The organism is Dinoroseobacter sp. S124A (assembly GCF_049801015.1).
Classification (GTDB): domain Bacteria; phylum Pseudomonadota; class Alphaproteobacteria; order Rhodobacterales; family Rhodobacteraceae; genus Dinoroseobacter.
Window position 1 is genome coordinate 13,876 of the sequence record NZ_JBNAGD010000001.1, and the last position, 12,526, is coordinate 26,401.

Genomic DNA, 12,526 nt, shown 5'->3' on the forward strand with positions numbered 1-12,526 from the left:
CGGCCTCAGCTCAGGCCTGCGCAGAAGTCCTGGATCCGCGTGCACGCCTCTTTCAGCGCCTCATCCGAGGTCGCATAGCTGACCCGGAAATTGGGGCTCAGCCCGAAGGCCGCGCCAAAGACCACGGCGACGCCCTTTTCCTCCAGCAGCGCTTTGGCGAACTCTTCGTCATTCTCGATCTTGGTGCCGCCTGCGGAGGTTTTGCCGATGCAGCCCGCGACCGAGGGATAGACGTAGAACGCGCCTTCCGGTGTCGGGCAGGAGATGCCCTCGGCCGCGTTCAGCATGTCCACCACCAGGTCCCGGCGCCGCTGGAAGGTCTTGTTGTTCTCGGGGATGTAATCCTGCGTGCCGTCCAGGGCTTCGACCGCGGCCCACTGGCTCACCGAGCAGGGGTTCGAGGTGGATTGCGACTGGATCTTGCGCATGGCGCCGATCAGCTCTTTCGGACCTGCCGCGTAGCCGATCCGCCAACCGGTCATGGCATAGGCCTTGGACACCCCGTTGCAGGTCAGCGTGCGATCATAGAGCCCGGGCTCGACCTGTGCGGGGGTCGCGAACTCGAAATCGTCATAGACGAGATGCTCATACATATCGTCGGTCATCACCCAGACATGGGGATGGCGCATCAGCACATCCGTCAGCTCCTTGAGCTCTTCTGCGGTGTAGCCCGCGCCGGTCGGGTTCGACGGCGAGTTGAAGATGAACCACTTGGTCTTGGGCGTGATCGCTGCCTCAAGTTGATCCGCCGTCAGCTTGAACCCGGTCTGGATCGAGGCCTCGGCAATCACCGGCTCACCGCCAGCGAGCAGGACCATGTCCGGATAGCTCACCCAATAGGGCGCGGGGATGATCACCTCATCGCCCGGGTTCATGGTCGCCATCAGCGCGTTGATCAGGATCTGCTTGCCGCCATTGGCCACGGTCACCTGGCTGGTGTCGTAGTCCAGACCGTTATCGCGCTTGAACTTCGCGACGATGGCCTTTTTCAGCTCGGGGATCCCGTCCACGGCGGTGTATTTCGTTTTCCCGCCATCAATCGCCGCTTTCCCGGCGTCCTTGATGTTCTGCGGCGTGTCAAAATCAGGCTCACCGGCCCCAAGGCCGATCACGTCCCGCCCTGCGGCTTTGAGCTCATTCGCCATGTTCGTGACGGCAATCGTCGGCGACGGTTTGACACGGGCGAGAGTGGTCGAAAGGAAGGACATTTCAGGGGACTCCGGTTTGCATAACCCGGGTCCATGTCTTAGGCTTCGTGGCAATCACGATCAAGCCGAAACGCAAAGGACGGTGCTCCATGCCCGACGACCAGGACTGGTATTCCGAGGCAACTGCAACCTTCGGTGATCGCCTCGCCGGCGCACGCGAGGCCGTGGGGCTGACACAGCCGCAACTGGCCAAGAAGCTGGGGGTCAAGGTCAAGACCCTGCGCGACTGGGAAGAGGACCTGTCCGAGCCGCGCGCCAACCGGATCCAGATGCTGGCCGGGCTGCTCAATGTTTCGCTCAGCTGGCTGCTGACCGGCGAGGGCGAGGGAATCGATGCGCCCGAACTGGGGGGTGAAATTCCGCAGGACATGAGTGCCGCGCTCTCCGAGCTGCGCCAGCTTCATACGGAGATGACCCAGCTCAGCGGGCGCATGGCCCGGCTTGAGAAACGCCTGCGCAAAAGCTCGGAGGGTTTGTTGTGAGCGAGTTTCGCATCACCGAGGCCGCCATGGGGGTGGTGACCCCCGACGAGACACCCGAGGCGCGTCTCAAGCGGCTCAAGATCCGGGCCTGGCGGCGGGGGATCAAGGAAATGGACCTGATTTTGGGCCCTTACGCCGATGCCAACCTCGCCAGCATGAGCGCCGAGGAGGTCGAGGAATTCGACGCGCTCCTGAAGGAGAACGACCAGGATCTCTATCAATGGGTCTCGGGTCAAGCCGCGCCGCCAGCGGAATTCGCCGCGCTGGTCACGCGATTGGGGCAGACCGGCTCGCGCTAGGGCTGTCTCGGATACGTCTTATATAGGTCGCAAATTTTCTGACGTTTTGCCTCGAAGCGTTAAACGTTTCTTCGGGAATTTCTCGGAGTGTCAGACCACCAAATGACACTTGGAGACAGAAATGAGCTTGCATGCGCGACTGGAAGACACCCCGGACCTCGGCGTTCTGACGGGTTACCTGGAGAGTCTGGCGCTTGTTGAACGGCTGCACAGGCTTCTTCTGGATGTGATCAAGGACGAGTTCGAGCGGGTGGGCATGTTGGAGATCAACGCGGTCCAGGCCCTGCTGTTGTACAATATCGGGGATAACGAGGTGACCGCGGGCGAGTTGAAATCGCGCGGCTACTATCAAGGCTCGAATGTGTCCTACAACCTCAAGAAGCTGGTCGAGATGGGCTTCATGCACCATCAACGCAGCGAGATCGACCGCCGCTCCGTGCGGGTCCGGCTGACCGAGCAGGGTCAGGACGTGCGCCGGGTCGTGGCCGAACTGTTCGCGCGCCATGCCACCGGGCTGGAGGCAAAGGGCGTTCTGGGACGTGAGAGCCTCGAGGATATCAACAGCTCCCTGCGCCGGATGGAACGCTATTGGGCTGACCAGATCCGCTATATCTACTGATCCTGCAGGATCAGACGGCCAAGTCGCCGGTGGCCTCGCAAGAGGGTGCCGGCGCAGTCGCGTTCAGGGGCTAGCGGGCCCCGTGATAGAGGGCTGAGAACATCGGCACCCGGATCTCTCGTAAGAGCTTGCGGCGCATGGACTCTTCGAAGCCCTCGAAACCAAGTGCGACCTCGGTAAAGGCCCCCGCGCCCCGGATCACGTTCTGCTGGAAATAGGCGACAAGCTCGCCGATATGGGCGTTCTTCTGCGCGCCCCGCGCACCGGGATCGGCCCCAATGACCAACCCGTTGATTGTTATGCCATCGAGCCGCGGGTCATCGGCGAGCATCTGCGGCGTGGGCCCGTCATTGTTCTTGCCATCCCCGGACAGATCGAGCGTGCGCCGCCAGCAATCCGGTCCGCGCTCGAAGGCCCGCGCGGCAAACAAAGCGGCCCCGCCGAGTGCTGTGGAATTGCCCGAACGCCCAACGGGTGCGGCGCGCAACCGGGTTGCCACGGCCACAAGATCCGCGCGGGATCGGACCGTGATCCAGGGCTGCAGGACCGACTGGGTGCGATACCCGCTCCACTCGTAAATCATCAGGGCGACGGGGATATCCGGCATGGTCTCGAAGGCATCGACCACCTGTGGCGACAGGAGCGCCTTGGCCAACCCTTGCCGCTGCAGCGCGTCCTCGCGTGCGTCCACCGAGGCAGAGACATCGAGCCCGAGCGCCAGCGCCTGACGGCATCCGGCCTCGGCCAGGCTGGCCAGCCCCAGACCCGCGGCGAGGACCCCGGCCCACAGGCCGCGCAGACCGGCGCCCATGCTACCAATGCCCCGTATTCGGCATGCTCGCCCAGGGCTCTGCCGGGGGCAGGTCATCGCCCGCCTGCAAGAGCTCGATCGACACATTGTCCGGCGAGCGCACGAAGGCCATATGCCCACAGCGCGGCGGCCGGTTGATGGTCACTCCGTTGTCCATCAGGTGCTGACAGAGCCCGTAGATATCGTCGGTCTGATAGGCGAGATGCCCGAAATGGCGGCTGTCCGAGGGCAATCCCTCATCCCCGTCCCAGTTATAGGTCAGCTCAAGCTTGCAATCCTCCTGTCCGGGGGCGGCGAGAAAGACCAGCGTGAAGCGCCCGCCTTCGCTGTCGCGGCGGCGCACCTCCTCGAGGCCGAGCAGCTTGTAGAAGGCGATCGAGGCGTCGAGATCTTTCACGCGCACCATGGTGTGGAGGTATTTCAGCATATCAGGTATCCGTCTAAGTCCTGTCCTAGGACCTAGCCGGGGCGGGCCGCGGAGCAAGAGTTGCCCAGGTTATCCACAAGATTCTGTGGTCTGAGCAGCGATCAGACACATTTTATGGTAGAAATGAGATGGCGAATCCACCGAATGTAGAGGCCAGCACAGGAAAGGCGCATCCGATGAATGACCAGTCCGATACCCCGATGACCCCCGAGGCCGAGATCGCCGCCCTGCGCGCGGATCCGCAGCCCACCTTGCGTGCGGTTTCGCCGGGGATGGAAACGCATCTCTATACGCCGCGCCCGGTGCTCGATCACGGATTTGTCCGGGTTGTGGATTACATGGGCGACGATGCCGCCATCGTGCAGGCCGCCCGGGTCAGCTACGGCGCCGGCACCAAGAAGGCACGCGATGACAGCGGGCTGATCCGTTATCTGATGCGCCACTGGCATTCGACGCCGTTCGAGATGTGCGAAATCAAGCTCCATGTGAAACTGCCGGTCTTCGTGGCGCGTCAGTGGATCCGTCACCGGACCGCGAATGTGAACGAGTACTCCGCCCGGTACTCGGTGCTCGACCGCGAGTTCTACATTCCCGCGCCGGAACAGCTGGCCGCGCAATCGACGATCAACAATCAGGGCCGCGGCGCGACGCTGCAGGGGGAAGAGGCCGAACAGGTGCTGCGCCTTCTCAAGCAGGACAGCATGCGCGCCTATGACCACTACGAAGAGATGCTCAACCAGGATGGTCAGCAGGGGCTCGCCCGCGAGCTGGCACGGATGAACCTGCCCGCGAATATCTACACCCAGTGGTACTGGAAGGTGGATCTGCACAACCTGTTCCACTTCCTGCGCCTGCGCGCGGACGCCCATGCGCAATACGAGATCCGGGTCTATGCGGATGCGATCTGCGAGATGGTGCAGGATTGGGTGCCCGCCGCCTATGGTGCCTTCGAGGATTACCGCATGGGCGCAGTGCAGCTCAGCGCGACCGGGGTCGATTGTCTCAAGCGGCGGTTGGCGGGAGAGACCGTTACGCAGGAAAACTCGGGCATGAGCAAGGGCGAGTGGCGCGAGTTCGAGGCGGTCTGGGGCTGAGCGGGGGCGGTTTGCCCGGGCCGAGGTCCTGACACGGCGGGCGAGCAACGCTCAGAAGATCAGTCCCGAAGCGCGAACGCTTCGGCTGCGATGTCTGGAAGTGATGGGGTGGTGTCGGTGACCTAGCCCATGACCTTCAATTCGGTGGCAGATGCCCGTCCGTCGCGGCCTTCGCGCAATTCGTATTCCAGCTTGGTGTTGTCGGCGAGACCTGTGAGGCCCGCGCGCTCCACCGCTGAGATATGTACAAACACGTCCTTGCCGCCCTCATCCGGAGCGATAAAGCCGTAGCCTTTCGTCGTATTGAACCATTTCACGGTGCCGCTTGGCATGTCCGCGTCTCCCTCTTCGGTAGTGCCCCGGCATGCAGGATGCCCGGTCGCTGGTGGCTGAAACGCTGATATGGCGTTCCGACTTAAGTCGTACAAGATTTCCCTTCGAAAGAAAGTTGCACCATGCAAATGGTGGCGCGGTCCCCCCGGTTGTCAAAAAAAATCTCGGCTTGAACCTGACAATCTCGTGGGGTTCTGTGCGGAGGCTGCCATAGGAGGGTCAGATGCGGGTTTACGGGATCAAAAGCTGCGATACTTGCCGAAAAGCTGTGCGGGCGCTGGAGGCGGAGCTGCACGATATTCGGGCAGATCCGCTTGGCCCTGAGGTGATCGCGCGGTTTCTCGACACGTTTGGCGATGCGCTGGTGAACACGCGTTCGACCACTTGGCGGGGTCTGGATGCGGAAACGCGGCAGAGAGATCCCGGTGATCTGCTCGCCGCGCATCCGACCTTGATGAAGCGTCCGGTGATCGAGACCCCGGACGGCACGCTTTACCTCGGCTGGGGCGAGGCGGTGAAGGCGCGACTGCTCTGACGCAGGATGGCATCGACCGAGATCGGTCCGGCGCCGCGCAGCACCAGATAGCCCAGCACGAAGATCCAGAAGGCCCGCTGGTCAAGGATCAGCGACGAGGGATTGCCATCGAAGAACGCGCCGATATCGGTCGCGCCCAGGTTATGGCCATGCACATCGACCCAGCTTTGCACCACAACAAAGCCGATCATGGCGAGCGAGGCGAACCGAGTGAAGAGCCCGATCACGATGGCCACCGGCAGCAGGAATTCCGCCCAGGTGCCGGCGACGACCACGGCCCAGTGGAAAAAGCCAAGCTGTGAAGTGTCGTAGCCCAAGGCCTCGACGGTCTTCGGGAAGATCTGGATATAGGCCCCGCTGGAGGGGAAGAGGAAGCCGAAGATCCCGTCACCGAGCTTCGTCGTTGCGGAGTTCCAGTAATAGACGAAGAGCACCGCGGCAAAGACGAGGCGCGCGAGGGTCGGCGTCAGCCAGTGGCTGATGCGCTCGAGGATGTCGGTCAGTCGGGTATAGGCGGTCAGCATGGGGTCTCCTCCGCAAAGAGTTGCTCGGCGAAGGCGAGCGATAGGGTTGGGGTCAGGTCGAATTCCGGGGCCTCGGCCTGGGCTGCGGCGAGGGCGGAGCCGAGGTTGTTGCCCGCCTGCAGGCCCGAAAGGAACGCATAGGCCCCGGCCGGGAGCAGATGGGGCGCCGGGTCAAAGCCGGGTCGGGTGACCGCGATGTCCTGCGCGCCGGTGCCGGGTTTGGGGGCATCGGCGACCATGTTGGCGCGCCAGATGTCAAAGGCGGCGTGGGTTGCGCGGATCAGGATCAGCGAGGGGGCCAGGGAAAACCGCGTCTCCATCAGGGCTTCGGGCGGGATGGCGGCAAATGTCTCGGGCGCGAGAGCCCTGTGGTCGGCGGCGTGGTAGCTCTCGCGCAGGGCGAGCTCGATCCGCGCCACATCCGCCAGATAGGGAAGGTGGGCCACGGGCGGGAAGCTGTCCAGAAAGGCGGGAAGGGCGGCGCCATAGCCGCTGAGCACCGGGGAGTGCGGCGGGTGGGCCCGCAGGAAGACGCCTGCCATGGCACGGAAGAATGCGTCGCCGACGAGCCTGTGGATCACCGGAAACCCGGTCACCAGCGCCTCGGTCAGGGAGCTTGCCACATTGTTGCGATAGACGTTGAAACGCTTTTGCGACACGCGGCCTTCGGGGTCGACGATCCCCGGGGGGACCGGCGCGTCGGCGGCCAGAAGGGCCGAGGTGAAGGCGGTCTGGCTCATGCCGTCACCGGGGAGAGCGCATCGGCGGCGCGCTGGGCTTCGGCGGCCAGCACGGGCCAGTCGGGCACATCCGTGTCCCACTCGATCAGGGTCGGGCGGGCACCGGATCGCGACAGGGTATGGGCATAGAGCGCCCAGACCGGGTCCACGACCTCGGCGCCGTGGCTGTCGATGAGGAGCGGCGCGCCGTGCTCATCCTCGTCCTCGTCATGGCCGCCGAGATGGATCTCGCCCACGGCCCCGAGGGGAAAGGCATCGATATAGGCGATCGGATCCCAGTTCTGATTGATGCAGGAGACGAAGACGTTGTTCACGTCCAGAAGCAGGCCACAGCCCGTTCGCCGGGAGATCTCGGTCAGGAAGTCGATCTCGGACATCTCGCTTTCGGCGAAGGCCACATAGGTCGAGGGGTTCTCGAGCAGCATCTGGCGGCCCAGCATGTCCTGCACCTGGGTGATATGGGCGCAGACGCGCGCCAGTGTGGCTGCCGTGTAGGGGACCGGCAGGAGATCGTTCAGGAAATGCGTGTCATGGGTGGACCAGGCCAGATGCTCGGAAAAGCTGGCGGGGTTGAGCCAGTCGACCAGATGCTTGAGCCGGGCAAGGTGATCCGCGTCCAGCGCGCCCTCGCCGCCGATCGACAGGCCCACGCCATGGACCGAGATCGGGAACCGCTCGGACAGGGCCTTGAGCTGGGCAATGGGGCGGCCACCGGCGCCCATGTAGTTTTCGGCATGGATCTCGAGCCATTCGACCGGCGCGGGGTTGGAGATGATCTCCTGAAAGTGTTGCGCTTTGTAGCCGACGCCGGGTGCGGCGGGCAGGGGGCGGTGGGCGAACTGGTCGAGCATGGCGAGATCCGGGCGTGGGAGACAGGAATGGGTGGCCCAGGGGGGATCGACCCCCCTGTACCACCCCGGATGCACGCATCCGGGCCCCGCGGGACCCGAAGGCGCGGTGCGGCGCGCTTATGCCGGCAGGTCGCGATCCAGAGCTTCGAGCGAGCCCATGCGGTCGCCGGGGACTTCCATGGTTTCGCAGGTGCCGGCGGGAACCAGCGTCCAGGCGTTGCCCTGATAGTCGACGGTGGAGCTGCCCGCGCAGGTGGTGCCGGGGCCGGCGGCGCAGTCATTCTCGCCCGCCAGGGACACACCGAAGCACTTCTCCTGAGCTTGCGCCTCGGCCGGGGTCACGTGACCGGTCAGAGCAGCAGCGACGGCACCAGCGAGAGCAACGGCAGTAATGGATTTCGACATGGGTTTCTCTTTCGTTTTGGGTTGTCCAACACCCGCTCCGGCAGTGTCCGGGGGTACGGGTATCGCGTCTTGCGATGACCAAAACTTAAGTCGCGGAACCTCTCACTCGCCACTCACGGGCACGTGTGTCACGCACCCGTGCGCGGCTGGAAACAATGTTGCAGTTCCCCGGAGCAATCCGGCGCTATTCTCACGCCGCCGTGAGACAATGCGAGGAATTTCCCGGTTTGCGTGAACAGCTTTTGCAATGCTGCGTTGCGGCTGAAACATGGCTGACAGGGCATATCGCAGCTTTCTCGAGAGATGGTTTCAGGACCGTGAGCGATCTTTCAGGCCGGAGCCCCGACGGGGTTGCATAAACTTGAGCTGGAGTGTCAGATTTTCTTGACACCATCCGGGCGCGCGCCAGTTACCGGAGGGCAATGAGAAAAGGCGGGAAGATGCCCGATACGGAGAGTTCCCGCCCCAGTGGCGCGGCACAGGGTGGCGCGTCGGCGGATGACGCGCTGATGAGCGTTGTGAAACTTGCGCTGGAAAGCGTCGCATCCCGCGCTGAGCTGGATGAAACGGTTGCGTCGGAGGCATTCATTCAAGGGCTGTGCACGCTCTTGGTTGCGCGCGAGCAAGCTGCCGCCGAAACGCTTGTGCGGAGCCGCATCGCGCGGCGACAGAGCTATGCGGAACTGGCCGACGGTATTCTGGCAGCCTGTGCGCGGGAGCTCGGCGCACGCTGGGATACGGACCAGATTTCCTTTGCCGATATGGCGCTCGGGGTTACGGAACTGCACAAGCTGCACCAGAAGGTCGGTCGCCGTTACGTCCCACTGAGCCGCGCGCTCGATGTGCCATACGCGCTCTTTGCGACCTTGCCACGACAACGCCACACCTTCGGGATTATTCTCGCGGCGGAGGCGTTCCGCCGCGCTGGCTGGCAGGTGGACTTGCGCCTTGACGAAATGGCGAAAGACATCATCGAGCGGGTCCGGCGTCTTCGGCCCGACGCGTTCGGGGTGACCGTCAGCCGGGTCGACCCGCCCCAGCCCCTGCGGCTGTTGATCGGGCAGGTTCAGAAACTGCCCTTCCCGGTCCCCGTCCTGATCGGAGGCGGTGCGGCCGACGCCCTGCGCGATAGTCTCAGCGTAAAGGCGTCGGTCAGCGTCGTGCAGGACATCGACAGCGCGCTCAGGGCCGTTCAGCCGGACCGCTGAGTCGCCCTGTTCAGGCGCGCTGCTGATCCGGCGGGGTCGCTTCGGCGGCCAGATCCGGAAGCAGCGCGTCCAGCGCGACCACCGAGGTCTGCTTTTCGCCCAGGCGTCGCAGGGTCACGGTGCGCTCCTCCATCTCGCGGCGACCCACGGCGAGGATCACCGGCACCTTGCCGACGCTGTGTTCGCGCACCTTGTAGTTGATCTTCTCGTTGCGGATATCCGCCTCGGCCCGGATGCCGGCCTTGGTCAGGGCAGAGACGACCTCTTGCACATAGTCATCCGCATCCGAGATGATCGAGGCCACCACCACTTGCCGCGGGGCGAGCCAGAAGGGCAGCTTGCCGGCGAAGTTCTCGATCAGGATCCCGAGGAAGCGCTCGAAACTGCCGAGGATGGCCCGGTGCAGCATGACCGGGCGGTGCTTGGCCCCGTCCTCGCCGATATAGGTCGCGTCGAGCCGCTCGGGCAGGACGAAATCCGCTTGAAACGTGCCCAGCTGCCATTCACGGCCGATCGCATCGGTCAGCTTGAAGTCGAGCTTGGGGCCGTAGAACGCGCCCTCGCCCGGGTCGAGTTCGAAATCGTCCGTCACGGTGCGGATCGCGGCTTCGAGCGCGGCCTCGGCCTTGTCCCAGACCTCGTCCGAGCCTGCGCGGACCTCGGGGCGGGTGGAGAACTTGATGTCGAAACTCTCGAAGCCGAGATCCTTGTAGATCGTGCTCAGCATGCGGATGAACCGCGCGGTTTCGTCCTGGATCTGGTCCTCGGTGCAGAAGATATGCGCGTCATCCTGCGTGAAGCCGCGCACCCGCATCAGCCCATGCAGCGCGCCCGAGGGCTCGTATCGGTTGCAGGCCCCGAACTCGGCCATGCGCAGGGGCAGATCGCGATAGGATTTCAGGCCCTGATTATAGACCTGCACATGACAGGGACAGTTCATCGGCTTCAGCGCGTTGATCGCCTTTTCGCGGGCATGCTCTTCGTCCACTTCGACGATGAACATGTTCTCCTGATACTTGTCCCAATGGCCCGAGGCTTCCCAGAGCTTGCGGTCCACGACCTGGGGGGTGTTCACCTCCACATAGCCGTACTCGCGCTGGCGGCGGCGCATGTAGTCCTGAAGGTTGGTGTAGATGGTCCAGCCATTGGGGTGCCAGAAGACCTGCCCGGGGGCTTCTTCCTGCATGTGGAAGAGGTTCATCTCGCGGCCCAGCTTGCGGTGGTCGCGCTTGGCGGCTTCCTCCAGCATGTGCAGGTGCTTCTTCAGCGCGTCGCGGTTCTGGAAGGCCACGCCATAGATCCGCTGCAGCATGGGGCGGGAGCTGTCCCCGCGCCAATAGGCCCCGGCCACGTTCATCAGCTTGAAGCCATCCGCAGGCACCTGGCCCGTGTGTTGCAGGTGCGGTCCACGGCAGAGGTCCTGCCAGTCGCCATGCCAGTACATCCGCAGGGGCTCGTCGCCCGGGATCGCCTCGATCAGTTCGACCTTGTAGGGCTCGCCGCTCGCCTCGTAATGGGCGATCGCGCGCGGACGGTCCCAGACCTCGGTCCGGACCGGGTCGCGGGCATTGATGATCTCTTTCATCTTGGCTTCGATGGCGCCCAGATCCTCGGGGGTGAAGGGCTCGGCGCGGTCGAAGTCATAATAGAAACCATGCTCGATGACCGGGCCGATGGTGACCTTCACATCGGGCCAGATCGCCTGCACGGCGCGGGCCATGATATGGGCGCAGTCATGCCGGATCAGTTCCAGCGCCTGCGCGGGGTCCTTGAGGGTGTGGATCGCGATCTGCGCGTCGCCCTCGATGGGCCATTGCAGGTCGTGATGGGCGCCGTTCACGGTCGCCGAGATGGCCTTCTTGCCCAGCGAGGTCGAGATGCTTGCCGCGACCTCGGCAGGGGTCACGCCAGCGTCGTAATCGCGCGCATTGCCATCAGGAAAGGTGAGAGAGATCTGGGCCATATCGGCTGCCTCGTCAGTTTGGCGCCCACGGAACGCCCGGTTGCGGGTATATTGGTGTAGCGGTCTCTTGGCCCGCGCGCGCGCCGGTGTCAATCACCCTCGCGCTCTGGGGCAGGGGCCGCGACGATCAGTAGACAGGCGTCCAGTCCGAGCCCGGATCGTAGCGCGTGATGGCTTCGGCCGACGTCAACGTATCGGGGCCGAGATCCGCCTCCAGAACGATCCCGTTCTCGGCGACAAGAAAGCTGTGCACCCCGGTCTCGCCATAGATCGCGGGGACCGCGAGCATCGCATGCCCGGCCACCATATTCTCGCCGATGCGGTAGCTCATCTCACCGCCCGGGGCGCTTGGGCCTTGTCCGTCCAGCAGGCGAAAGTAATAGCCCGTCAATGGCTCCGCCGGATGATCCTCGATCCCGTCATTGTAGCCAAAGAGCGTGGCGCGGGCGAAACGTTGGCCAAGCGGGCTGCCCGCCCCCGGCCAGTAGAGCCCGTCGCGCGCCGCGTCCGAAGAGATGATGCTGCCGGCAAACTCCATCACGCCATCGCCATCATGATCCGTCAGCCGGAAGGCGGATTGTACGTCCACATAAGCCTCCAGCAGGGTGATCACGTCGAGCTCGTTATGCCCGATCTCTCGCGCGGCGATCTCGGCGCGCCCGGCCTCCAGATCGAAGGCCCAGCCCTCGGTGCCGCGGGACAGGGGGATCGGGAACGGCCAGCCCTCCGCCCCCAGGAGCAGGGTCACCTGCCCCTCCGCATCCGTGGTCATGCGGTAGCCCTCGGCCATCAGCGCAATCAGTTCGATCCGGTGGAGCCGGTCCTCCACCGGATCGCCGGTGGACAGGGTTTCGGCGGCGTCATCGCCAAAGACGCCCAGCAGCGCTGCGCGCCCCGGCGTTGTCAGCGCACCCGCGAAGGCGTCGAGCGCGTCTTGCGGGGTCGGGAAGGACATCGGGTCCGCGCTGAGCGGAGAGGCGAGGCAGGTGGTGAGTGCGATGGCGGCTGCAACGGATACGGGTTTCAT

Annotated in this window: 16 protein-coding genes; 6 read left to right on the forward strand and 10 right to left on the reverse strand. The window is 64.2% G+C overall.

The genetic code is table 11. From position 1 onward, the window contains the following. Positions 1-5: 5 nt before the first annotated feature. Positions 6-1,208, reverse strand: coding sequence for a pyridoxal phosphate-dependent aminotransferase (locus ACP15I_RS00070; RefSeq protein ID WP_424973367.1), 1,203 nt, complete (start codon positions 1,206-1,208; stop codon positions 6-8). An 89-nt stretch (positions 1,209-1,297) separates the two neighbouring features. Between ACP15I_RS00070 and ACP15I_RS00075 the strand changes: the two genes are divergently transcribed. From ACP15I_RS00075 to ACP15I_RS00085, 3 genes are all read left to right on the forward strand, one after another. Continuing rightward, the gene (locus ACP15I_RS00075; RefSeq protein WP_424973368.1) at positions 1,298-1,690 is read left to right on the forward strand and encodes a helix-turn-helix domain-containing protein; all 393 of its coding nucleotides are present in this window, start codon (positions 1,298-1,300) and stop codon (positions 1,688-1,690) included. A 26-nt stretch (positions 1,691-1,716) separates the two neighbouring features. Further along, on the forward strand, positions 1,717-1,989 hold the full coding sequence (locus ACP15I_RS00080) for a succinate dehydrogenase assembly factor 2 (RefSeq protein ID WP_424974094.1): 273 nt from the start codon (positions 1,717-1,719) through the stop codon (positions 1,987-1,989). A gap of 121 nt (positions 1,990-2,110) precedes the next feature. Further along, the gene (locus ACP15I_RS00085) at positions 2,111-2,608 is read left to right on the forward strand and encodes a MarR family winged helix-turn-helix transcriptional regulator (protein WP_424964943.1); all 498 of its coding nucleotides are present in this window, start codon (positions 2,111-2,113) and stop codon (positions 2,606-2,608) included. A gap of 70 nt (positions 2,609-2,678) precedes the next feature. Here the strand turns inward: ACP15I_RS00085 and ACP15I_RS00090 are convergent, their stop codons facing one another. After that, positions 2,679-3,419: a DUF1194 domain-containing protein gene (locus ACP15I_RS00090; protein WP_424973369.1), complete on the reverse strand. Its 741-nt coding sequence runs from the start codon at positions 3,417-3,419 to the stop codon at positions 2,679-2,681. Position 3,420: 1 nt separating this feature from the next. Next, positions 3,421-3,846 (reverse strand): VOC family protein, encoded by a 426-nt coding sequence (locus tag ACP15I_RS00095; RefSeq protein WP_424973370.1) that lies wholly within the window; start codon positions 3,844-3,846, stop codon positions 3,421-3,423. 176 nt (positions 3,847-4,022) lie between these two features. On the opposite strand from ACP15I_RS00095, the gene thyX reads away from it, so the two are divergent. Next, the gene (gene thyX / locus ACP15I_RS00100) at positions 4,023-4,940 is read left to right on the forward strand and encodes an FAD-dependent thymidylate synthase (RefSeq protein ID WP_424974095.1); all 918 of its coding nucleotides are present in this window, start codon (positions 4,023-4,025) and stop codon (positions 4,938-4,940) included. A 122-nt stretch (positions 4,941-5,062) separates the two neighbouring features. On the opposite strand, the gene ACP15I_RS00105 is transcribed toward thyX, so the two are convergent. Then, positions 5,063-5,272 (reverse strand): cold-shock protein, encoded by a 210-nt coding sequence (locus ACP15I_RS00105; RefSeq protein WP_424964940.1) that lies wholly within the window; start codon positions 5,270-5,272, stop codon positions 5,063-5,065. Positions 5,273-5,496: 224 nt separating this feature from the next. On the opposite strand from ACP15I_RS00105, the gene ACP15I_RS00110 reads away from it, so the two are divergent. Continuing rightward, the gene (locus ACP15I_RS00110; protein WP_424973371.1) at positions 5,497-5,808 is read left to right on the forward strand and encodes an ArsC/Spx/MgsR family protein; all 312 of its coding nucleotides are present in this window, start codon (positions 5,497-5,499) and stop codon (positions 5,806-5,808) included. Here the strand turns inward: ACP15I_RS00110 and ACP15I_RS00115 are convergent. The 4 genes from ACP15I_RS00115 to ACP15I_RS00130 form a co-directional block, all read right to left on the reverse strand. Next, positions 5,766-6,332 (reverse strand): DoxX family protein, encoded by a 567-nt coding sequence (locus tag ACP15I_RS00115; RefSeq protein ID WP_424964938.1) that lies wholly within the window; start codon positions 6,330-6,332, stop codon positions 5,766-5,768. The genes ACP15I_RS00110 and ACP15I_RS00115 overlap by 43 nt on opposite strands. Further along, entirely contained in the window at positions 6,326-7,072 is a 747-nt protein-coding gene (locus ACP15I_RS00120; RefSeq protein ID WP_424973372.1) for a putative DNA-binding domain-containing protein, read from the reverse strand. Before ACP15I_RS00120 ends, ACP15I_RS00115 begins: the two co-directional genes overlap by 7 nt. Continuing rightward, on the reverse strand, positions 7,069-7,923 hold the full coding sequence (locus tag ACP15I_RS00125) for a DUF692 domain-containing protein (RefSeq protein ID WP_424973373.1): 855 nt from the start codon (positions 7,921-7,923) through the stop codon (positions 7,069-7,071). The genes ACP15I_RS00120 and ACP15I_RS00125 overlap by 4 nt, the downstream gene beginning before the upstream one ends. Positions 7,924-8,040: 117 nt before the next feature. After that, positions 8,041-8,328, reverse strand: coding sequence for a DUF2282 domain-containing protein (locus ACP15I_RS00130; RefSeq protein ID WP_424964935.1), 288 nt, complete (start codon positions 8,326-8,328; stop codon positions 8,041-8,043). Positions 8,329-8,768: 440 nt separating this feature from the next. On the opposite strand from ACP15I_RS00130, the gene ACP15I_RS00135 reads away from it, so the two are divergent. After that, positions 8,769-9,536: a cobalamin B12-binding domain-containing protein gene (locus ACP15I_RS00135; protein ID WP_424973374.1), complete on the forward strand. Its 768-nt coding sequence runs from the start codon at positions 8,769-8,771 to the stop codon at positions 9,534-9,536. A 10-nt stretch (positions 9,537-9,546) separates the two neighbouring features. Here the strand turns inward: ACP15I_RS00135 and thrS are convergent, their stop codons facing one another. Then, complete coding sequence (thrS, locus tag ACP15I_RS00140; RefSeq protein ID WP_424964933.1) at positions 9,547-11,499, reverse strand: threonine--tRNA ligase; 1,953 nt, start codon at positions 11,497-11,499, stop codon at positions 9,547-9,549. A gap of 127 nt (positions 11,500-11,626) precedes the next feature. Continuing rightward, positions 11,627-12,526 (reverse strand): DUF2950 family protein, encoded by a 900-nt coding sequence (locus ACP15I_RS00145; protein WP_424973375.1) that lies wholly within the window; start codon positions 12,524-12,526, stop codon positions 11,627-11,629.